The sequence below is a fragment of the Clostridium perfringens ATCC 13124 genome (genome assembly GCF_000013285.1).
Lineage (GTDB): Bacteria > Bacillota > Clostridia > Clostridiales > Clostridiaceae > Sarcina > Sarcina perfringens.
Genome location: NC_008261.1, coordinates 2,322,585 through 2,345,951, shown reverse-complemented (window position 1 = coordinate 2,345,951; position 23,367 = coordinate 2,322,585). Strand labels below are relative to the sequence as shown.

Below are 23,367 nucleotides of genomic sequence, written 5' to 3'. Positions count from 1 at the left end.
ATGCTAGAGTTAAATTTACAAGAGATTGTAAAAGCTACTAAGGGAGCTTTATTAAAAGAAGCTGATGTAAAAGAAATAAAGGCTGTATCAACAGATACAAGAAAAATTGAAGAAGGAACTATGTTTATTGCCTTAAAAGGTGAAAATTTTAATGGAAATAACTATGTTTTAGATGCATTTAATAAAGGTGCTAAAATTGCTATAGTTGATGAAGTTAAATGTGACTTAAATGAGTTAAAAGAGGATGTGGCTTTAATTAAGGTTCAAAATACTGGAAGAGCCTTAATGGATTTAGCTAAGTTTTATAGAGAAAAATTAGGATTAAAGGTTGTTGGTATTACTGGTTCAGCGGGAAAGACTTCTACTAAGGATTTAGTGGCTGCTGTTTTAAGTTATAAATATAAGGTTTTTAAAACAAAGGGAAACTTTAATAACGAAATAGGATTACCTCTAATGATATTAGAATTAGATAGCACATATGATGTGGCTATTTTAGAAATGGGAATGAGAGGTCTTGGACAAATTAAAGAGCTTGCAGAAATAGCATCACCTGATTTAGGTATTATAACTAATATAGGTATTTCTCACATAGAAATATTAAAAACTAGAGAAAACATATTAAAAGCTAAGATGGAAATAGCAACTTTCTTTGATAAAAACAATACCCTTGTTGTTTGTGGAAATGATGACTTTTTAGGAGCCTTACCTGAGGCTGAATATAAAATAGTTAAAACTGGAGTTGGAGAAAATTTTAAGATAGGAGCTAAAAATATAGCTTTAGAAGAACTTTCATCTAAATTTACAGTTTATGATGGAGAAAAAGAAGAAGAGTTTTCTTTAGATATGCCAGGAGAACATAATATAAGCAATCTAATGTTAGGAATTGCTATAGCAAAAGAATTAGGTGTTTCCTTTGAAGAAATGAAAAGGGGATTAAAAAATATTGAAGCTACTTCAATGAGATTAGAGCTTATAAAAAAAGATGGATTTTCAATTTTAAATGATTGCTATAATTCAAGTCCAGTAGCTGTTAAATCAGCTATAGATGTTATGAAAAACATAGAAGGAAAGAGAAGAATAGCAGTTTTAGGAACAATGAGAGAACTAGGACATAAATCAGAGGAAGCTCATGAGGAAATAGGTAAATATGCAAAGGAAAATGGAATAGAAAAAGTACTTTGTTTTGGTGACTTCTCAGAAAATATTAAAGAAGGATATGGAGAAGGATGCACTGTATATGAAAATAAAGAAGAACTAATAAAAGATTTACTTAACATTATATGTGATGGAGATATTATATTAGTTAAGGCATCTAGAAGTTTAAAATTTGAAGAAATAACTAAAGCATTATTAGAAAAGTAAATGGAACTAAGGAGGTGAAGCTGCTTAATAGTTTAAGTAGCAGAATTTTATGGAAATTTTAAAGTCAATGATAGATCCAAAGATAGTAATGGCAATAGTAATAAGTTTTATAGTAGCATCAATATTAGGACCTATTATAATTCCACTACTACATAAACTTAAATTTGGACAAAATATAAGACAAGAGGGACCAAAGAGTCACTTAAAAAAAGCAGGAACTCCAACTATAGGTGGATTAATATTTATTTTTGCAACTATTATAACAATGTTTATTATGGTTGGAAATCCAACAGATGAGGCTATGATAGCTTTATATTCTTTCGTAGGATTTGGTTTTGTAGGATTTTTAGATGACTTACTAAAGATAATCAAGAAGAAAAATGAAGGATTAACATCAGGACAAAAAATGATTTTATTATTAATCGTATCAGGATTTTTAACTTGGTATGCTTATAAATATATAGGAACTAGCATTAATATACCATTTTTAAATGGGCAAATTAACTTCGGATTATTCTATATACCTTTTGTAATGTTCTACTTTGCAGGGGTAACAAATGCGGTAAACTTAACAGATGGATTAGATGGATTAGCTACATCAGTTACTGTTTTAGTAACTACATTTTTAGGGATAATTAGTTATAATTTAGGACACATAAGTTTAGCAATATTCTGTGTTGCTTTAGCAGGTGCATTACTTGCCTTCTTAAGATTTAATGCATTCCCAGCTAGAGTATTTATGGGAGATACAGGTTCTCTTGCTTTAGGAGGAGCTGTAGCAATGGTGGCATTAATACTAAAAATGCCTTTAATACTAGTGTTAATAGGAATTATCTACGTAATAGAAACACTTTCAGTTATATTACAAGTTGCTTCATTCAAGCTTACAGGTAAGAGAATATTTAAAATGGCTCCTATACATCACCATTTTGAGCAACTAGGTTGGAGTGAGACAAAGATAGTTTCTGTATTTTCTATAATAACAGTAGTATTTTGCTTCATTGCTTTTGCTTCACTTTAGAAAATTCCTAAAATAGGAGGTTTTTAAATGAAGAAAAAAAAGACTACTAAAAAGAGTAATATTAACCCATTGGATTATGGACTTTTATATACAATAGTTATTTTATTAGCTATTGGGGTGGTCATGGTTTATAGTGCCAGTTCATATTTTGCTATGGTTAACTATAATGATAGTACAGCTTTTTTGAAAAAGCAGGCTTTATTTGCAGTAGTTGGTTTCATAGCTATGATATTTATATCAAGATGTGATTATCATAAACTTAAAAAATTAACAGGAATACTACTTATTATAACTCCTATATTATTGGTTGCTGTTTATGCATTCCCAGCAACCAAGGGAGCACAAAGATGGATAAAGTTAGGTCCACTTTCTTTCCAACCATCAGAACTTGCAAAATATGCGGTAGTTATAATCTTAGCTCATATGATTACCAATAAAGGTGAGAAGATTAAGGAGTTTTGGAAGGGAATAGTTCCTTGTTTCGTAATAGGGGGAGGATTTGCAGCTCTTATACTTGCTCAGAAAAACCTTAGTATAGCAGCTGTAACTGGCTTTGTTACATTTATAATGGTTTTTGTTGCAGGTGCAAGAAAAAGATTTATGTTTGGAGTAATAACTCCAATAATTTTATTTGCAGGTTCATTCTTTACTTTATTTGAGGATTATAGAAGAAGAAGACTTTTAAACTTTATTAATCCTTGGAAAGATCCAGCTGGTGATGGATATCAGCTTATACAATCCTTTTATGCTTTAGGAGCAGGAGGAGTTACTGGACTTGGAATAGGACAATCAAGACAAAAAACTCTATACATGCCAGAGCCACATAATGACTTTATATTCGCAATAATAGGAGAAGAGTTAGGGTTAATAGGGTGTACAGTAGTAATATTATTATTTGTAATATTTGTTTATAGAGGAATAAAAATAGCAATGAGTGCTAAAGACGAATATGGAACTTTATTAGCAGTAGGAATTACTTCTATTATAGGATTACAAGCCATAATTAATATTGCCGTTGTAACAGGTTCAATGCCAGTTACAGGAGTTCCACTTCCATTTATAAGTTATGGAGGAACTGCACTTGTATTTAACTTAATGGCTATGGGAATTCTTCTTAATATATCAAGACAAAGAAATAAAAAGATTGATTAAAGGCGTTTTATACGCCTTTATTTTTTATTAAATTGTATTCATAATTTTAATAGTAATTTTTTACTATTAGTAATATTTTCTTAAAAACTTAATGAAAAAAATCTAGTAAAATGATATTATTGTTATTGAAATGCAAAATAAAGAAATAAGGAGTAATATGAGTACGAACATAAATGAATATATACAAAAAAAGAAAAGAAAAAAGACAAGAAAAAAAATTATCTTAGTTAGTATAATACTTATTGTTATATTAGGATTAATTTTAATTAAGACACCTTATTTTAATATAAAAAAGGTTAATGTTAATAATAATAATGTTATAACTAAAGAGAGTGTAATAGGAGAAAATGATATTTTAAATCAAAATATATTCTTGCTTAATACTTCTGCTCTTAAGAAAAAAATATTAAGTAATCCATATGTAAAAAGCGTTAAAATATCAAGAAAGCTTCCAGATCAATTAAGTATAAATGTAGTTGAAAGAAATGCTACATTTATTGTTAATGAGGGTACTGATTTTTATGTTTTAAATGAAAATTTAGTCATAATGGAGAAGAAAAATTCAGAAGAAGGGCTACAATTGCCTACAGTAACTGGATTAACTGTAGAAAACAGATTCTTAGGGGAACCTATGAGTACAGATAAGGATAAAGTTGAGGTTTTAAAAGAGATTGGAGAAGCTTTAAATAAAAGTAAAATAAAAGTAAACTCTGTAGATATATCTAACCTTAATAATATTGTTATAAATAAGGGCGAGGTTCAAATACTTTTAGGAAATTCAGATAAATTAAGTGATAAGTTAACTAAGATGGTTAATATATTAAATGATCCAGCAGGAAATTTTGAAAAGGGATATATAAACATAAGCTTTAATGGGAATCCTGTAATATATAAAGAAAAGTAAGGAGGAGTGCTTTTTGAAGAAGTTGTCTTCACAAATTATTATAGGTATAGTTTGTGCTTTGTTAGGGTTTTTATTAACCTACCAATTTAAAATTATAAATAATAAAGAGAAAAATATAATAGAAAATTATAACCAAAATGACATAATGGCAGAGATAGACGGTCTTAAGAAGGAGAAAGAAGAGCTTCAAAAGAATAATGATTCTTTAAATAAGAGGCTTAAAGAAATGGAGGATGCAGCAGCATCTAAAGGGGATGTAAATAATAAAATAAAAGAGCAATTAGATAAAACAAGAATGATTTTAGGAACTGAAGAGGTTAAGGGGCCAGGAATAATTTTATCCATAACACCTAAATCTCCATTGCTTACTTCAAAGGATCCTGAATATATAAGTGAAAAGGAGATAATTCATATATTAAACTTATTAGCTTTCTCAGGTGCAGAAGCTATTGCAGTTAATGATATTAGAATAACTCCTCAGACAGGAATAAAGAATGCTAGCAACTTTATATGGATAGGAAATAATGAAAGAATTTCTCCAAAGGAGAAGCTAACAATAAAGGTTATTGGTAATCAAGATAACTTAATAAAAGGAATTGATTTCCCAGGGGAAATGGACTATGGAGTATTAGGAGGTAATTATGATTATAAATATGAGAAGAAAGATTCAATTACAATACCTAAGACTACTCAAAACCTATCTTCTGAATATTTAAAAAAGGTTGATTAGGAAGGTGATTGAATGATAGTATTTATTGGGCTTTTAGTAGGTATAATAATAGGAGTTATATTTCCAGGAAGCATACCAGATAAGTTTTCCCCATATTTATCTATAGCCATAGTTGCATGCTTAGATTCTGTTTTTGGAGCTATAAAGGCTAGTTTAAAGAAAGAATTTCAAGCTGATGTTTTTATATCAGGATTCTTTGGAAATGCAGCTTTAGCAGCTTTACTAGCATATCTAGGTGATAAACTTGGGATACCACTATATTTTGCAGCTGTAATAGTATTTGGTAGTAGAATATTTAATAACTTTGCAGCTATAAGAAGGATATTGTTAGATAAAAGCAAAGAACGATAAAGAGGTGATGCTTTGAAAAATAGAGAATTTACTATTTTTATATTTACAGCTTCCGTTATAGTTGGACTTTTAATATCTATGAATATAAGTTTTGATGGAATAGAAACTACAAAGGTGTTAAATGCTAAAGAATATCAAGAGGCATATAATAAACGTAACAATCTTTATAATGAAATATCAAAGTTAAAGGAAAATAATAGAGAACTACAAAAGAAGATAAATAATTATTCAAAGAATGATGAGGATAGCAATAAAATTTCAAAGGATATGATAGAAGAGTTAAATAATAATTTAATGCTTTCTGGATTAGAAGAGGCTAAAGGACCAGGTTTAAAAATAGTTTTAGAGGATGGTGGAGAAGCTTTTAGTGGAGAAGTAGTTGATGATTTCATGAGACTTTTAAGAACTATTCATGATGATGATATGATAAAAGTTATAAATGAACTTAAAGCTGCAGGCGCAGAGGCAATATCTATAAATAACCAAAGAATAATATATAATACAGAGATATATTGTGGAGGACAGTTTTTACGAATGAATGGAGTTAAAATACCAGCTCCTTTTTATGTTAATGTTATAGGTGATCCAGAAAAAATGGAGAATCAAATTATGAGAGACGGAAGTTATATTAAAACTCTTATGAATAGAGGAATAAAGGTTCAAATAACTAAGAGTGACGACATAACTATGCCAGCATATATAAGTGATATGAATTCTAAGTATATGGAACCTAATACAAAGTAAAAGAACTATGTTTTGTAAAAAATTTGTACAAAAAAGAAGGATTTTCTATTCCTATAAAGAAGAATATAATGTAATATATAATTAAAGGAGACAGTAAAAGTGGATATAAAAGAAAATTTAACAAAATTTACAGAAAAAATTCCAAGTAACGTTCAACTTATTGCTGTATCTAAAACAAGAACTATTGAAGAAATGGAAGAGGCCTATGAATTTGGTATTAGAAAATTTGGTGAAAATAAGGTTCAAGAAATAATAAGAAAATTTGATGAGTTTCACCAAGATGTAGAATGGCATTTAATAGGACATCTTCAAACTAATAAGGTGAAGTATATAGTTGATAAAGTTCATCTTATACAATCATTAGATAGTATTAAATTATTAAAAGAAATAGAAAAGGTATATGGTAAACATAATAAAATTGCCAATACTTTAATTCAAGTTAACATAGGAAGAGAAGAACAAAAGTATGGTATCTTGGAAGAAGAGTTAGATGAACTTATAGAAGCTATAGAAGCTTGTAACAATGTTAATGTTTTAGGTATTATGACTATAATTCCAAAGGGAACAGAAGAAGAATGTAGAAAGTACTTTAGCAAAACTCATAAGCTTTTTTGTGAATTAAAAGAGAAAAAGTTTAAGAATATAAAAATGGATATACTTTCAATGGGAATGTCAGGTGATTATGAGATTGCTATTGAAGAAGGCAGCAATATGGTTAGAATTGGCCAAGGAATTTTTGGCAAAAGATTATATAAATAAAATTAGGAGGATATGTGTATGTCAAAAGTAGTTAGTAAAATGAAAAGTTTTTTAGGGTTTGATGAATTCGAAGATGAAGATGAAGTAATGGAAGAAGAAGAGGTAATGGAGGAAGAAGAATCATTTGCTCCAGTATTATCTTCTAAGAAAAATGGTAAGGTTGTAAATATTCATACAGCTAACACAGCTAAATTAATGATAACTAAACCATTAGTTTATGATGATGCAACTGAAATATGTACTGCATTAAAAAATAGAAAGATTGTTGTTATAAACACAACTTCATTAGAGCTTAGAACAGCTCAAAGATTAATAGACTTTGTTGGTGGAGCTTGTTATGCATTATGTGGAGAACTTCAAGAAGTTGAAAAAGGAGTATTTATAGTATCACCTTCAAATGTTGAAGTAAGCAATGAATTAAAGAGTGAATTAAGCAACAAAGGAATGTTCAACTGGGCTTCAAAATAATATGAATAAAAAAGATTTTATAAATTTATTAAATTTAGAAGAGTTTGAAGCGTTAAAACTCTTTGAGAGATTTAATTTAGCTAGGACAAAAAATATTTCAGTATTTACTGATGAGTTTTATACTCCAGATGTATGGAGCACTCTTCAAGAAATGAATTTATTTGATGTAAATGTTGAAAGTTTTGGATTTTTTGAGGATGGAGAAAGAAGAGTAATAGCCTTTAATAAGGAAGAATATGATTTGTTTCCAATAAGTCTTTTAAGGATTCAATGCAATACTAAATTTTCAAAATTAGAGCACAAGGACTATTTAGGATCTATTATGGCTTTAGGCATAAATAGAAATAAAATAGGTGATTTAATTTTAAGAGATGATGGATGCTATGTTGCTGTTCATCATAGTATAATTGACTTTTTAATTAATAATTTAAATAAAATAAGAAATCTTAATTGTAAATGTGAAATAATTTATGATTTAGATGAAATACCTAAACCTAGCTATGAAGAAAAAAATATAATAGTAACTTCTAAAAGGTTAGATTGTATAGTTGCAGCCTTGGGGAACATATCAAGAAGTAAAGCTTTAGATGCTATAAATTCAGGAAGTGTTCTTCTAGACTATAGAATAACAAAAGATAAAAGCAAAGAAGTTTCAGAAGATTCAAGACTTACCATAAGAGGTATTGGAAAGTTTAAAATAAGTAATATTTTTGGGACAACGAAGAGTGGTAGATTAAAATTGACAGTATTTAAGTATACATAGGAGTGTGATTATATGAAATTAACCCCAATGGATATTAACAACAAGGAGTTCAAAAGGGTTTTAAGAGGTTATTGTCCAGAGGAAGTAGATGAATTCTTAGACCAAATAGTCGAAGAATATGAGATTCTTTTTAAAGAAAACACTGCTTTAAAAGAGAAACTTGAAAATTCTAACGATAAGATAGAGCATTATAGTAAAATTGAGAATACAATTCAAAATACTTTATTATTAGCTCAAAATACAGCTGAGCAAGCAAAAGCTAATGCTCAAAAGGAAGCCGATGTAATAATCAAGAGTGCTAATGACACAGCTCAAAGAATATTAGATAAGGCTCACAATGATGTTATACAAATCAATGATGAGTATGACAGAGTTAAACAAGAGTTTACAAAGTTTAGAGCTAAGTTTAGAAGCTTTATGAACTTCCAAATAGATACTTTTGATGATTTAGAGAAAGATTTTATTAAGAATTTTAACATAACTAAGCCAGAGGATCAAACTGAAACAGAAGAACCACAAGGCATACAGATTGATTTTGAAGAAGAGAAAGAAGAAAAAACTGAGCTTAAAGACATCTATGAAGTGGAAACACATTTTGATGATGTAAATGAAATTAAAAGTTTCTTTGCTGAAGAGTAAAGAGCTATTAAAAAATCTCACTTTGATTAAGGTGAGATTTTTCTTTTTGTTTAATTAATTGTTGAAATTTAATATTTTATTATATAATATTTAAGATATAGCTTTAAATATTTACTTTAGAATGGAGCAAATAAACTATGAGTTTAAGTAAAGAAGTAATAAAAATAACTGAAGAAGAAAAAGGAATAAGAGCAGATAAATTTTTAGCTCTTAAAATAGATGGAGTTTCAAGAAACTTTATTCAAGGGCTTTTTGATGATGGAAAAATTTTAATTAATGGAAAAGCAGAAAAGGGAAAATATAAGCTTTCAGTTGGAGATTGCGTTGAGGTAGAAATACCAGAACCAGAGGAATTAAAAGTTGAAGCTGAGGATATCCCATTAAATATAGTTTATGAAGATGAAGATGTAATAGTAGTTAATAAACCAAAGGGAATGGTAGTTCATCCTGCACCGGGAAATTATACTGGAACTTTAGTTAATGCATTATTACATCATTGTGATGATTTATCAGGAATAAACGGGGTTATAAGACCTGGAATAGTACACAGAATAGATAAAGATACTTCTGGAATATTAGTTGTTGCAAAAAATGATAATGCTCATCAAAAACTAGCAGAACAATTTAAAGATCATAGCATAAAGAGAGAATACTATGCTATTGTTGAGGGAAGATTTAAAAAAGAAGGTGGCACAATTGATGCACCTTTAGGAAGACACCATAGAGATAGATTAAAGTATGCTGTGGTTAAAGATGGAAAGAGAGCAGTTACTCATTATGAAGTTCTTAAAGTATTTAATTCATGTTCCCTTGTTAAATGTACTTTAGAAACAGGAAGAACACATCAGATAAGAGTTCATATGGCCTTTATAGGGCATCCATTACTTGGAGATACTGTTTATGGCTTAAAGAAACAAAAGAAATTAAGTCAAGAGGGGCAAGTTCTTCATGCTAAAACATTAGGATTTATTCATCCTACTACTGGAGAATATGTTGAATTTGACTCAGAATTGCCAGAGTACTTTGAAAAAATTGTAGAGAAATTAGGAGGGTGTTAGAATATGCATCTTAAGGCAAGTTTATTAGATGAAAATGCTATAAGAAGAGCGCTTACAAGACTTTCACATGAGATAATAGAAAAGAATAAAGGGGTAGAGGATATAGTTCTTGTTGGAATTAAGAGAAGAGGATATCCTTTAGCAGAGAGACTTTCAGAGTTTATAGAAAAGTTTGAAGGTGTTAAAATTCCTGTTGCTAGTGTTGACATAACATTATACAGAGATGATTTAACTAATGTTAGTGATACACCGAATTTAAATGATCCTAAAATAGATGTGGATATAAGAGGGAAAAAGGTTATTATAGTTGATGATGTTTTATATACTTGTAGAACGGCTAGAGCAGCTATTGATGCAATAATGGATCAAGGAAGACCAGAATTTATACAGTTAGCTGTTTTAGTAGATAGAGGACACAAGGAATTACCAATAAGAGCTGACTATGTTGGAAAGAATATTCCTACATCAAAGGATGAAATAATAAAGGTTCAAATCAAAGAGATTGATGGAACTGATTCAGTTGAAATATATGAAAATTAGAACTAAGGAGTAAATTTTTATGGATTATAATTTAATAGCCACTGCAACTTTTGGCTTAGAGGCTGTTGTTGCAAAGGAATTAAAAGAGTTAGGATATGAAGACCTAAAAACTGAAAACGGAAGAGTTCATTTTGAAGGGGATGAAATGGATATTGCCATAACAAACCTTTGGCTTAGAACTGCAGATAGAGTTTTAATAAAAGTGGCTGAATTTAAAGCTGAAAGCTTTGAAGAGTTATTTAATAAAACTGTAGAGATTGATTGGAGTAAGTATATACCTGTAGATGGTAAGATGCATGTTGTTGGTAAATCTGTTAAGTCAAAACTTTTTAGTGTTCCAGACTGCCAGTCAATAGTAAAAAAAGCCGTAGTTAAGAGTATGAGCAGAAGTTATGGTCAAGATTGGTTCACAGAAGATGGTCCAGTTTATAAAATAGAAGTTGGACTTTTAAAAGATGTGGTTACCTTAACAATAGATACTTCAGGAGAGGGATTACACAAAAGAGGATATAGAGAACACTCAGGGCAAGCTCCCCTTAAGGAAACACTAGCTGCAGCTATGGTTTTACTTTCAAAGTGGAGAGGAGAGCAAACTCTTATAGACCCATGTTGTGGATCAGGAACAATATTAATAGAAGCTGCTATGATAGCTAAAAACATAGCTCCAGGATTACATAGAAAATTTGTTTCTGAAACTTGGCCTTCAATGGATAAGGAAATTTGGGATCAAGTTAGAGAGGGAGCAGAGAAATCTATAAAGAAAATTCCTTTAGATATAACTGGTTATGATATAGATAGTTGGGTATTAAGTACAGCTAAAAATAACGTAAGAAAAGCAGGATTAACTGATTGTATAACTATAGAAAAAAGAAACTTTTTTGATTTTTCAACTAAGAAAAAGTATGGATATATGATTACAAATCCACCATATGGTGAGAGAATAGGTGAAAAAGAAATAGTTTCAAAATTAAATAAACACTTTGGAGAAGTTAAAGAGAAGTTAGATACTTGGGATTTTAATATTCTAACAGCATGTCCAGATTTCCAAAAAGAGTTTGGTAGAAAAGCTACTAAAAACAGAAAGCTTTATAATGGTAGACTTTTATGCTACTACTATCAATATTTAGATAATAATTTAAAGAAGTAATTTAAAAAGAATATAATATATAAAAAGTTACAAATAGAATGAAAAGATAACTGTATAAATTATTAGTTTAGTACAGAAGTTAGTAGAATCTATTTGTAACTTTTATTTTATTACTTAAGTTTTTCTAAAGTTATTTCCTTTGGTGAATCCATATAAACTGTCTTGTTAGTTGAGTATATTACCATTCCAGGTTTAGAACCAGAAGGTTTCTTTACATTTTTAACTAAAGTATAGTCTACAGGAATTTTAGTGCCACCTTTTCCTTTACTATAGAAAACAGCTAAGTTAGCAGCTTCTTCTAAGGTTTTATCAGGAATATTTGAACTTTTAACAATTACGTGAGAACCAGGTATATCCTTAGTGTGAAGCCAAGTATCATTTTTGTCAGCAAACTTTAAAGTTAAATAATCATTTTGGATATTATTTTTACCAACATAAATATCTATTCCATTAGAAGAAACATAGTGATAAGGCTTAGATTGTTTTTCTTTCTTTTTACCATTATTATTTCTTCTAAATCTTATATATCCTGTTTCTATAAGTTCATTTTTTATAGCATCTATGTCTTCATAGTTATCTGCAACCTGTATGCTTGAGGAAACTGAATTTAAGTATTTAAGCTCATCTTCATTTATAGCTAATTGTTCTAGGGCAGATTCTTCAGCTTTTTTTAATTTGTTATATTTTTTAAAGTAAAATTGAATGTTTTCAGATGGTGTTTTATTTTCATCAAGTGAAATAGTTAGGTATTCTTCATCCTCACTATAATAATTTAAAAGGTCAACAGATTTATCTCCTTTTTTAATACTATAAATATAAGAGGTTAAAAGCTCACCTTTAATCTTAAATTCCTCTTTTTTATCACATTCTTCTAAGGTTTTTTCAAGAACCTTAATTTTTTTTAAGCATCTGTCTATATTAGTATTAACTAATCTTTGAATATCTGCACTTTTTGCATGTAATCTATCTTGTTTATCCTTATTAGCAAAAAAGGCATCTAAAAGTTCACTACTATTATCATAAATTTCTTTAGTACAATGGTCTAAAATAGATAGATCTTTAAAATAAAAATCTATAATTTTTTCATTCTTGTAGAATATAATATTTTGTATATCTTTAAATATGTTATTAAAGTAATTACATATAAAATTGAATATATCATCAAAAACATATGAATCTCCAAATTGTGATTTAAATAATGAATACATTTCAAGAGAAAGATTTTTACCAACACCAGTTAGTAGCTTTGAAAAGATCTTTTCATCTAATTCATTATTATTTTTGCTTAATTCTATCTTTAAATCTTCCTTTGAAAAGTCAAAAGGATTTAATTTTTCAGATGCAGGAGGGAATACATAGCTTACACCAGGGTATAGAACTCTAAAACTATTTTTATTTGCTGTTATATGTTTTATTGATTCCATAATTTTATTATCTCTCTTTCTTACAAGAGAAATATTACTGTGTCTAGCCATTATTTCTACTACTAAAGTATATACACTATCAAAACCCATTTCATCTTTATTGGCTATATCAATTGAAACAATTCTATCTGTAGATTGTTGATATATGTCAATTATTCTTCCACCTGTTAAATATTTTCTTAATACCATACAAAAAACAGGAGGTTGTAATGGATTATTCTTACTTATTGTAGTAAAATGTAATCTAGGGTACTTGGAACTAGAGGAAATTAAAAGTTTTTTATTTTCCTTTCCACGTACATTTATTATTATTTCATCCTTTTCAGGTTGATTTATTTTGTCAATTCTAGAATTTATTAATGAATCTTTTAATTCATTTATTAAGTTATATAAATAAATACCGTCTAAAGCCATGATTTTCTTTCCTTTCTAAATTGATTGAACTTACAGTTAGTATACATCTTATAATAAAAAGTATCAATAATAGGTAATTTGAGGTGATAATATGAAGTTTTCAAAAATGCATGGAAATGGAAATGATTTTATAGTTATAGAAGATTTAAACAATGAGTATTTAGGTAAAGAGGGAGAAATTGCTCAAAAAATGTGCCATAGAAGATTTGGAATTGGCGCAGATGGGATTTTAATAGTTAGAAAGAATGAAAATTGTGATATAGAAATGGTAATAATAAATTCAGATGGATCTTATGCTGCTATGTGCGGAAATGGAATAAGATGTTTTGCTAAGTATGTCTACGAGAAGGGAATAGTAAAGAAAGATGTGCTAGATGTTTTAACAGGTGATGGAGTTAAAAGAATCTTTTTAGAAATTGAGAATGATAAGGTAAAAAGTATCAATGTAAATATGGGATTTGGAGACTTTAAACCAAAGAATATTCCAGCATTATGTGATGAAGAAATAATAGAAAAAAAAGTAAGTGTAGGAAATGGAAATTTTGAAATAACATCTTTACTTATGGGTGTTCCTCATACTATTATATTTGAGGAGGAAAAATATCCTATAGAATGTGGTAGGGATATAGAAAAGTATGAATTATTTCCTCAAGGAACAAATGTTAACTTCTGCAAAGTAATTGATAGAAATACAATGGAAGTTAGAACTTGGGAAAGAGGTGCAGGCCCAACCTTAGCATGTGGAACAGGAAATTGTGCTTCAGTTATAGCTGCTAATAAATTAGGTCTTGTAGATAAAGAAGTAAAGGTAATAGTTCCTGGTGGAGAATTAAAAGTTAATATTGAAGATGATGGAGTAAAAATGATAGGTAATGCGTCATTTATTTGTGATGGCACATATTTATTTTAGAGAGGGAAGTAAGTAAATGAGGAAAGCTGCTGCTTTAAGTTTATTAGTATTAGTTATTTTATCAACAACCCTTGCGGGATGTAATTTCGGTAAAGGGTCTAATGAAGAGGACAGTAAGGGAACAAACTTAAAACTTCCTTGTAGTATTGTGTCTACAATTTCAGGGGAAGATGTTTTGTATTACGAAATAGAAGGGGATTCACTAAAAAAACTTGATTTAGATCTTAAGGGTCATATGGAAGTTTATAGTGAGGAATTAGGTTTAGCTGTTTATAGGGAGTTTGCTGATAAGGGAACAAACTTAATAATAACTAATGGAGTTAAGGAACATAAGATATCAGTAGATGGAAATATAGAAGAATTAATTATTAGTCCAAAGGGAACTAAACTTCTATATAGATATAATTCTGGGGATAAAATAGGATACAAAGTTTTAGACTTACAAAATTTTAAGGAATTTGATTTTAATGAGAATTTAGCTATTTCAGGGGAAAATGTTAAATTTGTTAATGAGGATCAATTAATTCTATATGGTGTTGACCTAGAAAAAAGACAAAGTGGGCTATATATTTATAATATTAAAGATGGAAGATATACTTTAGAAAAGCAAATTGTTAAGGCTTTTATAGATTATATTGATTTAGTTGAAGATCAAGTTGTTTTATATACTCAAAGCAGTATTGATGGCAAGAAAAATTGCTATATATATAATTTGGATAGTAAAAAAGAATCTGTTATTTCAAATGAGGTTGGAGAAATAGAATCTTTATGTAAAATAGGAAATGTAGTGTATTTTATTGGTACAAAGGGCGAAGGATTAAGAAGCTTGTATTCAATTGATATAACAAATAATAAACTTGATAGATTAGTGTATGATTTTCCTAAAAATATATCAGAGAAATCAAAGTTAATTGTTGCTGGAGATAATATATATTTTCTTGGATTTAATGATAGTAAAGAAAAAAATGCACTATATAGATATAATCTAAAGGATAAGAGTATTAAACTTATAGATAGCAATAAAGGGCAGTATATTATTATAAAATAGTTAAAAGTTCTAGATTATTAAAAATTTTTAATAATCTAGAATTTTTTTGTTTAAAAAAGAAATGCCTTGTCAATTATTACTGATGAGGAGGTTGATATATGAAATATACCATTAAAGATATAGATATGAAGCTAATGGAGAATATATCTAAGAATACAGCTTTAGAGATGAATTTAATTGCCTTAAAAGAAAGTTCAGGTAAGATATTTTTTTATACAAGTAAGGAAGAATCAAAGAAAAGGGAGTATTTATCCTTATTATTTAGAGAAAAAGAAATAAACTTTGTAATTGGAAATAAGGATGAAATAGAAATTTTAATTGAAGATTGTTATGGTGGAAAAAGTTTTTCTAAGGATAAATTTATTGAGGAAGAATTAATAAGTCTTATATCTTTAGGTATAGAAAAAAATACTAGTGATATTCATATTGAACCCTTAGAAGAATATGCTAACATTCGCTTTAGAATAGATGGAACTTTAGTTTTAGTTAAGAGAATAAAGAAAAATCTTTATGAAAATTTAGTCAATAAGATAAAGTTAAAAGCTGATATGGATATAAGCGATAAATTAAGATGCCAAGATGGGAAGGTGTCATTTAAAAATTATGGATATGATTGTGACTTAAGAATATCAAGTATTCCAAGTACTTTTGGTGAAAAGTTAGTAGTTAGAATTTTATATAAGAAAAATGAGTTTATGAATATTGATAATTTGAGTTTAATGGAAGATCAAAAGAATAAAATAAATAAACTTTTAAAATTAAAACATGGAATGGTAGTTATAAATGGTCCTACAGGAAGTGGAAAATCAACAACTCTATATGCATTATTAAATTCAATAGATAAGGAAGGGATAAATATAAGTACCATAGAAGATCCCGTTGAGTTTACCATAGAAGGAATAACTCAAACAAATGTTAATGATAAGGTTGGATTAACCTTTGCTAATGGATTAAAGCATATATTAAGACAGGACCCTGATGTTATATTAATTGGAGAAATAAGAGATGAGGAAACGGCTAAAATTGCCATAAGAGCTTCTATAACAGGGCATAAAGTATATTCAACAATACACGCTAACAGTGGTAATGAAGTTTTTAATAGATTATTAGATATGGGAGTAGAAGGATATTTAGTAAAGGAAGGAGTAAGTTCAATAATAACTCAAAGATTAGTAAGAAAAATTTGTGAAAAGTGTAAAGTGAAGATAGAGCTTAAAAATGAACTAGTTGAGAAATTAAAAGGGGAAGAGTTAAGTTTAAAAGCTTACTATAAGGGAACTGGATGTGAAATGTGTAATTGGACAGGTAATAATGGAAGAAAAGCAATTTGTGAAATTATATTTCCAAGAGAATATAAAAGTACAGAGGATATTACTTGGGGAGAAGAACTATTAAAGGCATGTTTTACCTTAGTTAAAAAGGGAGAAATATCTTTAGAAGAATATTACTTATTAAAAGAATGTGAGGGGTTAGATGTTTGGGTTTAAAGATGAAGCTTCATACATATGCTTAAATTTAAGCACATATGTAAAATCAGGAATGCCTATAGGACGATCATTAGACTTAATAAAGAATACTGTAAAAGATAAAAAATACAAAGAATCCCTAAAGAGAATTGAGAAAAAGGTTTTAAATGGAGAAGCTTTATCAAAGGCTTTTAAAGAGGAAGGTAACTTATATCCAGATTTAATGAAGGATATGATGAAGATTGGAGAAGAAAGTGGAAACTTAGAAGAGGTTTTAGAAAAGTGTGCTAGAAATATATTAGCTGAAAAGGAAATAAAGAATAAAATTATTAAATCTCTTAGATATCCAATTTCACTTCTTATAGGTTTAATTATTATGATTTTTGGTTATGTAACTTATATTTTGCCACAGTTTGTAGATATGTATGAGTTAAGGGGAATTGAAGGTTCTAAAATTATGACTTTATTAAATAATTATATTAACTTTGTAGAAGAAAATCCTAATGTTGAAGTAATAGTTTTTTGCTATTTTTCCTGTGTATTAATTTCGCTTTATCTATTCTTTAAAGTAATACCCTCTGAAAAAATCTTAGAAAAGATAGAAGTATACAGAATGTATTATGAAATTAGAATATTATTTTTAATAAGCATGATATTAAATAGTGGAATATCCCTAAATAATTCTTTAAGTGTATTTGGAGAAAGCTTAAGTGATGTAAAGCTTAGAAAATATATTAAAAGCATAAATGAAGAATTAATAAAAGGGACTACTTTAAGCAGTAGTATATGGAAAATAAATGTTATTTCTCATGTATCAAAGGGATTTTTAATAACAGGAGAAGAAAGTGGATTGTTTAGTAAAAATATTGAAGAGCTTTTAAAAATAAGAGAAAAAGATTTTGATAGGGCACTAAATAAAACTGTTGGGAAAATAGAGCCAGCAATGTTTATTATATTAGGTTTTGTTATTTCAGCTATGATGCTTTTAGTTTTAGTACCGACCTTTGAGGGCATGAAATATGTATAGGAAAAGAAAAGGATTTACCCTTAGCGAAGTAATAATATACCTGGCAATAACTTCTCTTATTTTAGCAATACCAACATCATTTATGATTATAAAAGATAGGGGGTATGAATTAAAAGTTGAAGGAGAAATAAGTAAGATTCATGATTTTTTAATGGAAGCAAAACAGTTATCTAAGAAAGATAATTTATATGGAGAAATAATTTTTGATATTTTAGACAATAAATTAATTTATGAAAATGCTCTTAGAACTACCTCTTTAAAGTTAAATGAAGTTAAAGTAAGTTTTAATAGAGATAATTTAATTACTATAAATGAGACTGGGATGATCAGTATATCTGGAACTATAACAATAATTGATAAAAATAATAAGCGAAGAGAAATAACCATAGTTCCAGGCATATGGAAAATTAATGTTAAGTGATTTATGAGGAAATATAGCTATGGAAGATAAGATTAATAAAAAGAAAGGATATTTACTAGTAGATATGGTTTTAGCATTAGCATTAATATCAATACTTTTCTTAGGAATAGGAAAAAGTTATAGCACTTATATTAAAAACAACTATTATATTAAAGAAAAAATAAAAGTAGCAGAAATTATTAATTCTTTGGCTATGGAGCTAAAACACAATATATCCTTTGAAGATTTAAGAAGTATTAATAGTGGAACATATAAAATAAGTAGTTTAAAGATAAATGACTTAATAAATAGTGATATTAAAGAATTTCTTAGAAAAAATTTAATATTACATAATAAAAATCATAATGATTTGGGATGGACTATTAATATAAGCCACTTTGATCAATATGAAAGTATTATTAATATAATTTATAAAAATGAAAAACCATATATAAGTGAAAATAAGGAGGTGAAAATATACAAATTTTTAGAAAAATCCTTTCAAAACTTAGAAAATCCACCGCAAAAAGAAGAAGAAAAGCATATTTATTAATTGAACTATGTATTTATTTAGGTGCTTTAGGAATCATAACCTTAAGTTTAACAAAGAATTTGATTTTTTATGTTAAGGAATATAAGAGGTTTATTCCAAAAGAGAAAGAATTAAACTACTTGTTGGATGCAGAGATGTACTTAAATCACAGGTTTTGGGATAATATGGTTGAAAATATAAAGATAAATAAAGATAAAAACTATATTTTAGTGAAATTTTGGAGAGATGGTATAGTAGCAGAAGATAAAATAGAGAAAATAAAAAATAAACTATATGTTTATTATAATTATACAGGATATGGACGAAATTACTCACCTGCACTCATAGAAGATGTTGAAAAATTTGATTTGATGGAAAAAGGAAATTTATTTTATATAAAATTAAAGGTTAAAAATCAAGAGGAGAGGATCTATTGTTATGAAAAGGCGTAAAGGTTTTGTGTCTATAGAAGTTATGTTAGTTTCACTAATTTGTAGCATGATAGTTACTATACTTATGGATAATTCATTTCAAAGGAGAAAGGAACTTGATAGAAGTTTTAAAATAATAAGTTCTAATATAGATAAAAATAATTCAGAGGAACAGTTTTTAAAGTACATGTTAAAAGAAAAAATTTTAAATATAGATAATATTAATAAGTTAGATTTTACTTTAAATAATATGAATGCAACTTATATTGAGGATAAAAAAGCTATACATATTAAAAGTAAAGATAAGATAAGCGGAGTTTTTAAGGATACTTATTATGGTATAGATTTTAGAAATGATGATATTATCTTGTCAAAAAGGGGAAATTATGAGTTTGTTAATAAAGACCTTAGTAATTAATGATACAAATGATATTTCAAAACTTAAGGAGTTGAAGGATAAGAGAGTAAAAATTATTCTTTTAAATGAAAAGATATTTATAGAAACACTTAGAGTTGATAAAAAGTGTAATATTGAAGAAAAAATAGAACAGCTTATAAGAGATAGATTTTTTAATTACACACCCTTAGTTCATTATGAGGTATTAAAATATAAGAAAAGTTTATTTTTAATAGTGTATTTTATTGGATGTGATGAAAGATTTAAAAGTTTATTATATGAAAGAAAGGATTTTGCTTTAACATTTCCTGAACTTAAAAATAAGAATATATTATCTTTTAAGAAAGCTACTTTTGAACTTAAAAATTTAAAAATAAGTATTTATATAAAAGGTAAACTAGTTTTATTAAAGAGTGTAAAAGATTCTAATATTATTGAAGTAATAGAGGAAAGTCTTAAAGGTTTAGAAAAGGATTTTGGAGTATCTTTAAAAGACTTTACTTTTAAAATTCAGAAAGAGTATTTAAAGGAAGAAATAAAAGAATGGTTTAAAGGTTTAAAATTAAATGAGATTAGAGGTGAGGAGAATTTATATCAAAAAATATAAAAATTTTTTACCAATTGAATATGTAGAGGAGTATAACAGAAAAATAAAGAAAAAGCTAAATATATACATATTGCTTTTATTATTATTTAATCTATTTTTTTATGGGAAAATTAAGACTGAAAATAATAAAATAAAAAATTATTTAAGTGAAATAAAGGGAGTTAATAGGGAAAGATCTTTAGACAAGGAATTTTTAGAAGATATAAATAAGTTAAAGGAAATAATTAAAGATGAAAAGATATTAAATTTAAGTCTAGAGAGAAAAAGTTTTGAAGTAGAAGTAAATAGTATTTATAAAAATTCTCTTATTAATTATATTAATAAAATTAATGGAAGAGTTTATGATATAAGTTTAAATGAATCTAATAATACTTATAGATTAAAAGGAGAATTAAGGTGAAAAAATTAAAATTAGATGTAACTTTAGCTACTATTTTTATAGTTATACTATTAGTACAAGGTATAGAGCTTTTTCAATTAAGAAATTATGAAATTCCAGTTTTAACAAACTCTATAGGAGAAATGGATTTAAATACAGTATTAAAAAATATAGAAAATAAGGATTGTACTGTTTTACAATTAGAATATAAAGAGGGATGGATAGGTAAAGTTTTATTTACAGGCTCTTTAGAGGATTTAAGTAATTATGTTAACTTATTAAAAAATAATAATATTAATATAAAAAATTATAAAATAGAAAAATCAGAAGAATTAAGGTGTTTTTTGGATCTTAAGGTTGTATAGTCTTGTAAATTTAATGAAAATAATTGCATTTATTATTAGCTTTTGATAAAATATGATTGTTGTTTTACACTTTAAATAGTAAATAAGTAACAAGGTAACTCTAGAGGGTATTAATTTATCTTAAAGGGTTATAATATAAAATGAATTAATAGATTTTGGAGGGATACTTAATGATATCAGGAAGTGATTTAAGAAAAGGAACTACTTTTGAACTGGATGGACAAGTATACACAGTTATAGACTTCTTACACGTTAAACCAGGAAAAGGTGCTGCTTTCGTTAGAACTAAATTAAGAAACGTTATAATGGGTGGTGTTACAGACAGAACTTTCAACCCAACTGATAAATTACAAGAAGCTATAATCGAAAGAAAAGAAATGCAATACCTTTACTCAGATGGAGAATTATACTACTTCATGGATCAAGAAACTTTCGAGCAAATTCCTTTAAACCATGAAAAAGTTGAAGATGCTATAAAATTCTTAAAAGAAAACATGAACGCTGTAATCAAATTCTACAAAGGAGAAGCTTTCTCAGTAGAAGCTCCAAACTTTGTTGAGTTATTAATCACTGAGTGTGAGCCAAGTGTTAAAGGAAACACTGCTACTACAGCTATGAAAACTGCAGTTGTTGAAACTGGTGCAACAGTTATGGTTCCTATGTTCGTTGAAGAAGGAAACACTATAAGAATAGATACTAGAACTGGCGAGTACATGGAAAGAGTTTAATAAAAACTTGATTTAAATGTATTTAAGTCAAATTTATCTAGTGAATATAGATAAAAATAAATTTATGCTAAGCTTAAAAAGCTTAGCATATTTAATATAAGGAAGTGATTTCAGTGAAGGATATTAAAAATAACATTAGCAACTTACTTAAAGCTATGGATAAAAACACTGAGTTAGATAAAGAATTTAAGGATTCCTTACTTAATGTAATTTCATCTTTAGTTGATAAGATTGAAGAGTTACAAGTTAATGTTGAAACTTTAGATGAAAATGTAAATCTACTAAATGATGATTTAAGTGGAGTACAGGATGAACTTTTTGAAGAGCTAACTTTAGAAGAGCTTGAAGAATATGATGATGAATACTGTGAAGTAGTTTGTGATAAATGTCATAAGCCTATATACATAGAAAAAGATATATTAAACAGATCTGAAAGTATACCTTGTCCTTATTGTGGAAATGAATTTGAAGTTTAATAAACTGTGCCTTATAAAAGGTACAGTTTATTTTTTTGCTCAAAATTAGAAAATACTTAGAATAGTTTTTTATGTAAAGTAATAAATTTAAATAGAAGAGAAGAAGAGGTCTCCAAAAAAGATTTATTATTTTAAAAATAATTAGAATAATTTCTTATGTAAAGTAATAGATTTAAATAGAAAGGAGAGGAGGTACTTTGAAAGAAATATTTGATGTATTACCAGATAAGATAAATTCTTGTTTAAAAGATAAAAGTAATTTAAATAAATTACAAGAAATTAGAGTTAAGGTTGGAAAGCCTCTTAACATAGTTTTAGATAATACAGAAACAATTTTTAACTATGTAATAAGGAGAGAGGATGTTAAAGCCATAATTCAAAAAATAAGTAACTACTCTTTATATGCCTTTGAGGAAGATATAAGACAAGGATATATAACTATCCAAGGAGGGCATAGAGTTGGATTAGCAGGTCAATGTGTAATAGAAGATAATTCTATTAAAACTATTAGAAATATAACTTCTTTAAATATTAGAGTTTGTAGAGAAATAGTAGGCTGTTCAAATAGTTTAATGAATAGCTTAGTAGAAAATAACAGGGTAAATAATACTTTAATAATATCTCCACCTAAATGTGGAAAAACCACACTTTTAAGAGATATTACAAGAAATATATCTAATGGAATTTCTCAAATTGGTTTTAAGGGAAAGAGAACAGTTGTAATTGATGAAAGAAGCGAAATAGCTGCTTGTTACAATGGAATTCCCCAAATGAATGTAGGAATGAGAACTGATGTATATGATAACTGTATAAAAAGTGAAGGTATGATGATGGCTGTAAGAGGGCTTTCTCCAGAGGTTATTATATGTGATGAAATTGGAACTTATAAAGATATGGAAGGATTAATGATGGCATATAATTCTGGAGTTAGTATTATAGCTACCCTGCATGGAAGAAATGTTGAAGAATTGTATAGAAGACCTGTTTTTAGGGAGATTGTTGAAAATAATATAATAAATAAAGTTGTAGTTCTTAGTGGTAAAAAAGGAATTGGAACAATTGAGGGTATATATAATGTTTAACATAATAAAATTATCTTTAAATTTTCTAGTAGGTTATGAAAAA

Annotated in this window: 29 protein-coding genes; 28 read left to right on the top strand and 1 reads right to left on the bottom strand. The window is 27.6% G+C overall.

The window, feature by feature from the left end; translation table 11 throughout:
• The 14 genes from murF to CPF_RS10225 all read left to right on the top strand — a co-directional run bounded on the left by murF (position 1) and on the right by CPF_RS10225 (position 11,638).
• Positions 1-1,362 (top strand): UDP-N-acetylmuramoyl-tripeptide--D-alanyl-D-alanine ligase, encoded by a 1,362-nt coding sequence (murF, locus tag CPF_RS10290; RefSeq protein ID WP_011590968.1) that lies wholly within the window; start codon positions 1-3, stop codon positions 1,360-1,362.
• Positions 1,363-1,411: 49 nt separating this feature from the next.
• Positions 1,412-2,383: a phospho-N-acetylmuramoyl-pentapeptide-transferase gene (gene mraY, locus CPF_RS10285; protein WP_003458662.1), complete on the top strand. Its 972-nt coding sequence runs from the start codon at positions 1,412-1,414 to the stop codon at positions 2,381-2,383.
• A 27-nt stretch (positions 2,384-2,410) separates the two neighbouring features.
• Complete coding sequence (spoVE, locus tag CPF_RS10280) at positions 2,411-3,535, top strand: stage V sporulation protein E (RefSeq protein ID WP_003451300.1); 1,125 nt, start codon at positions 2,411-2,413, stop codon at positions 3,533-3,535.
• 157 nt (positions 3,536-3,692) lie between these two features.
• Positions 3,693-4,439 (top strand): cell division protein FtsQ/DivIB, encoded by a 747-nt coding sequence (locus CPF_RS10275; RefSeq protein ID WP_003458747.1) that lies wholly within the window; start codon positions 3,693-3,695, stop codon positions 4,437-4,439.
• A gap of 13 nt (positions 4,440-4,452) precedes the next feature.
• Positions 4,453-5,169, top strand: a complete 717-nt coding sequence (locus CPF_RS10270; protein WP_003451626.1) for a DUF881 domain-containing protein — start codon at positions 4,453-4,455, stop codon at positions 5,167-5,169.
• A gap of 12 nt (positions 5,170-5,181) precedes the next feature.
• Positions 5,182-5,520, top strand: coding sequence for a small basic family protein (locus CPF_RS10265; RefSeq protein ID WP_003451069.1), 339 nt, complete (start codon positions 5,182-5,184; stop codon positions 5,518-5,520).
• A gap of 12 nt (positions 5,521-5,532) precedes the next feature.
• Positions 5,533-6,264: a DUF881 domain-containing protein gene (locus tag CPF_RS10260; RefSeq protein ID WP_003458728.1), complete on the top strand. Its 732-nt coding sequence runs from the start codon at positions 5,533-5,535 to the stop codon at positions 6,262-6,264.
• A 99-nt stretch (positions 6,265-6,363) separates the two neighbouring features.
• Positions 6,364-7,023 carry a YggS family pyridoxal phosphate-dependent enzyme gene (locus tag CPF_RS10255; RefSeq protein WP_003458739.1) on the top strand — a complete coding sequence of 220 codons (660 nt, stop codon included), beginning with the start codon at positions 6,364-6,366 and terminating at the stop codon, positions 7,021-7,023.
• A gap of 18 nt (positions 7,024-7,041) precedes the next feature.
• The gene (locus CPF_RS10250) at positions 7,042-7,491 is read left to right on the top strand and encodes a cell division protein SepF (protein WP_003451474.1); all 450 of its coding nucleotides are present in this window, start codon (positions 7,042-7,044) and stop codon (positions 7,489-7,491) included.
• 1 nt (position 7,492) lies between these two features.
• On the top strand, positions 7,493-8,254 hold the full coding sequence (locus CPF_RS10245) for an RNA-binding protein (RefSeq protein ID WP_003475151.1): 762 nt from the start codon (positions 7,493-7,495) through the stop codon (positions 8,252-8,254).
• Positions 8,255-8,266: 12 nt separating this feature from the next.
• Positions 8,267-8,893, top strand: coding sequence for a DivIVA domain-containing protein (locus CPF_RS10240; protein ID WP_003451394.1), 627 nt, complete (start codon positions 8,267-8,269; stop codon positions 8,891-8,893).
• A gap of 137 nt (positions 8,894-9,030) precedes the next feature.
• Complete coding sequence (locus tag CPF_RS10235; RefSeq protein ID WP_003458700.1) at positions 9,031-9,951, top strand: RluA family pseudouridine synthase; 921 nt, start codon at positions 9,031-9,033, stop codon at positions 9,949-9,951.
• Between the two features lie 3 nt (positions 9,952-9,954).
• Entirely contained in the window at positions 9,955-10,491 is a 537-nt protein-coding gene (gene pyrR / locus CPF_RS10230) for a bifunctional pyr operon transcriptional regulator/uracil phosphoribosyltransferase PyrR (protein WP_003451681.1), read from the top strand.
• 19 nt (positions 10,492-10,510) lie between these two features.
• The gene (locus CPF_RS10225; RefSeq protein WP_003451545.1) at positions 10,511-11,638 is read left to right on the top strand and encodes a THUMP domain-containing class I SAM-dependent RNA methyltransferase; all 1,128 of its coding nucleotides are present in this window, start codon (positions 10,511-10,513) and stop codon (positions 11,636-11,638) included.
• A 110-nt stretch (positions 11,639-11,748) separates the two neighbouring features.
• Here CPF_RS10225 and CPF_RS10220 read toward each other — a convergent pair whose 3' ends face one another.
• Positions 11,749-13,476 carry an Rqc2 family fibronectin-binding protein gene (locus tag CPF_RS10220; RefSeq protein WP_011590967.1) on the bottom strand — a complete coding sequence of 576 codons (1,728 nt, stop codon included), beginning with the start codon at positions 13,474-13,476 and terminating at the stop codon, positions 11,749-11,751.
• A gap of 91 nt (positions 13,477-13,567) precedes the next feature.
• Between CPF_RS10220 and dapF the strand changes: the two genes are divergently transcribed.
• The 14 genes from dapF (at position 13,568) to spoIIIAA (ending at position 23,324) form a co-directional block, all read left to right on the top strand.
• On the top strand, positions 13,568-14,386 hold the full coding sequence (gene dapF, locus CPF_RS10215; RefSeq protein ID WP_003458678.1) for a diaminopimelate epimerase: 819 nt from the start codon (positions 13,568-13,570) through the stop codon (positions 14,384-14,386).
• Between the two features lie 16 nt (positions 14,387-14,402).
• Positions 14,403-15,434, top strand: a complete 1,032-nt coding sequence (locus CPF_RS10210; RefSeq protein WP_003458660.1) for a DPP IV N-terminal domain-containing protein — start codon at positions 14,403-14,405, stop codon at positions 15,432-15,434.
• 98 nt (positions 15,435-15,532) lie between these two features.
• Complete coding sequence (locus CPF_RS10205; RefSeq protein WP_003458669.1) at positions 15,533-16,921, top strand: GspE/PulE family protein; 1,389 nt, start codon at positions 15,533-15,535, stop codon at positions 16,919-16,921.
• Complete coding sequence (locus CPF_RS10200; RefSeq protein ID WP_011590966.1) at positions 16,908-17,927, top strand: type II secretion system F family protein; 1,020 nt, start codon at positions 16,908-16,910, stop codon at positions 17,925-17,927. Before CPF_RS10205 ends, CPF_RS10200 begins: the two co-directional genes overlap by 14 nt.
• Positions 17,920-18,348, top strand: a complete 429-nt coding sequence (locus CPF_RS10195) for a prepilin-type N-terminal cleavage/methylation domain-containing protein (RefSeq protein ID WP_003458702.1) — start codon at positions 17,920-17,922, stop codon at positions 18,346-18,348. The genes CPF_RS10200 and CPF_RS10195 overlap by 8 nt, the downstream gene beginning before the upstream one ends.
• 19 nt (positions 18,349-18,367) lie before the next feature.
• Positions 18,368-18,880, top strand: coding sequence for a type II secretion system protein (locus tag CPF_RS10190; protein ID WP_003458656.1), 513 nt, complete (start codon positions 18,368-18,370; stop codon positions 18,878-18,880).
• A gap of 119 nt (positions 18,881-18,999) precedes the next feature.
• A complete protein-coding gene (locus CPF_RS10185; RefSeq protein ID WP_233419454.1) occupies positions 19,000-19,311 on the top strand; it encodes a hypothetical protein in 312 nt (103 codons plus the stop codon).
• Positions 19,298-19,708: a hypothetical protein gene (locus CPF_RS10180; RefSeq protein WP_011590964.1), complete on the top strand. Its 411-nt coding sequence runs from the start codon at positions 19,298-19,300 to the stop codon at positions 19,706-19,708. The genes CPF_RS10185 and CPF_RS10180 overlap by 14 nt, the downstream gene beginning before the upstream one ends.
• Positions 19,683-20,294 carry a hypothetical protein gene (locus CPF_RS10175; protein WP_003458726.1) on the top strand — a complete coding sequence of 204 codons (612 nt, stop codon included), beginning with the start codon at positions 19,683-19,685 and terminating at the stop codon, positions 20,292-20,294. The genes CPF_RS10180 and CPF_RS10175 overlap by 26 nt, the downstream gene beginning before the upstream one ends.
• Entirely contained in the window at positions 20,254-20,694 is a 441-nt protein-coding gene (locus CPF_RS10170) for a hypothetical protein (protein ID WP_003481876.1), read from the top strand. The genes CPF_RS10175 and CPF_RS10170 overlap by 41 nt, the downstream gene beginning before the upstream one ends.
• The gene (locus CPF_RS10165; protein WP_011590962.1) at positions 20,691-21,038 is read left to right on the top strand and encodes a hypothetical protein; all 348 of its coding nucleotides are present in this window, start codon (positions 20,691-20,693) and stop codon (positions 21,036-21,038) included. The genes CPF_RS10170 and CPF_RS10165 overlap by 4 nt, the downstream gene beginning before the upstream one ends.
• Before the next feature lie 170 nt (positions 21,039-21,208).
• Positions 21,209-21,766, top strand: coding sequence for an elongation factor P (efp, locus tag CPF_RS10160; protein ID WP_003451649.1), 558 nt, complete (start codon positions 21,209-21,211; stop codon positions 21,764-21,766).
• Positions 21,767-21,879: 113 nt separating this feature from the next.
• Positions 21,880-22,242, top strand: a complete 363-nt coding sequence (locus CPF_RS10155; RefSeq protein WP_003458718.1) for a CD1247 N-terminal domain-containing protein — start codon at positions 21,880-21,882, stop codon at positions 22,240-22,242.
• A gap of 197 nt (positions 22,243-22,439) precedes the next feature.
• Positions 22,440-23,324, top strand: a complete 885-nt coding sequence (gene spoIIIAA / locus CPF_RS10150; RefSeq protein ID WP_003451516.1) for a stage III sporulation protein AA — start codon at positions 22,440-22,442, stop codon at positions 23,322-23,324.
• The last annotated feature ends 43 nt before the right edge of the window (positions 23,325-23,367 follow it).

Coding starts and splice junctions, on each gene's coding strand:
- CPF_RS10170 (WP_003481876.1), top strand. CDS start 20,254: ATGAGATTAGAGGTGAGGAGAATTTATATCAAAAAATATAAAAATTTT.
- CPF_RS10245 (WP_003475151.1), top strand. CDS start 7,493: ATGAATAAAAAAGATTTTATAAATTTATTAAATTTAGAAGAGTTTGAA.
- pyrR (WP_003451681.1), top strand. CDS start 9,955: ATGCATCTTAAGGCAAGTTTATTAGATGAAAATGCTATAAGAAGAGCG.
- CPF_RS10180 (WP_011590964.1), top strand. CDS start 19,298: ATGAAAAGGCGTAAAGGTTTTGTGTCTATAGAAGTTATGTTAGTTTCA.
- spoVE (WP_003451300.1), top strand. CDS start 2,411: ATGAAGAAAAAAAAGACTACTAAAAAGAGTAATATTAACCCATTGGAT.
- CPF_RS10195 (WP_003458702.1), top strand. CDS start 17,920: ATGTATAGGAAAAGAAAAGGATTTACCCTTAGCGAAGTAATAATATAC.
- CPF_RS10240 (WP_003451394.1), top strand. CDS start 8,267: ATGAAATTAACCCCAATGGATATTAACAACAAGGAGTTCAAAAGGGTT.
- CPF_RS10220 (WP_011590967.1), bottom strand. CDS start 13,476: ATGGCTTTAGACGGTATTTATTTATATAACTTAATAAATGAATTAAAA.
- CPF_RS10275 (WP_003458747.1), top strand. CDS start 3,693: ATGAGTACGAACATAAATGAATATATACAAAAAAAGAAAAGAAAAAAG.
- CPF_RS10265 (WP_003451069.1), top strand. CDS start 5,182: ATGATAGTATTTATTGGGCTTTTAGTAGGTATAATAATAGGAGTTATA.
- CPF_RS10225 (WP_003451545.1), top strand. CDS start 10,511: ATGGATTATAATTTAATAGCCACTGCAACTTTTGGCTTAGAGGCTGTT.
- CPF_RS10250 (WP_003451474.1), top strand. CDS start 7,042: ATGTCAAAAGTAGTTAGTAAAATGAAAAGTTTTTTAGGGTTTGATGAA.
- CPF_RS10210 (WP_003458660.1), top strand. CDS start 14,403: ATGAGGAAAGCTGCTGCTTTAAGTTTATTAGTATTAGTTATTTTATCA.
- CPF_RS10190 (WP_003458656.1), top strand. CDS start 18,368: ATGGAAGATAAGATTAATAAAAAGAAAGGATATTTACTAGTAGATATG.
- murF (WP_011590968.1), top strand. CDS start 1: ATGCTAGAGTTAAATTTACAAGAGATTGTAAAAGCTACTAAGGGAGCT.
- CPF_RS10235 (WP_003458700.1), top strand. CDS start 9,031: ATGAGTTTAAGTAAAGAAGTAATAAAAATAACTGAAGAAGAAAAAGGA.
- mraY (WP_003458662.1), top strand. CDS start 1,412: ATGGAAATTTTAAAGTCAATGATAGATCCAAAGATAGTAATGGCAATA.
- dapF (WP_003458678.1), top strand. CDS start 13,568: ATGAAGTTTTCAAAAATGCATGGAAATGGAAATGATTTTATAGTTATA.
- efp (WP_003451649.1), top strand. CDS start 21,209: ATGATATCAGGAAGTGATTTAAGAAAAGGAACTACTTTTGAACTGGAT.
- CPF_RS10205 (WP_003458669.1), top strand. CDS start 15,533: ATGAAATATACCATTAAAGATATAGATATGAAGCTAATGGAGAATATA.
- CPF_RS10200 (WP_011590966.1), top strand. CDS start 16,908: ATGTTTGGGTTTAAAGATGAAGCTTCATACATATGCTTAAATTTAAGC.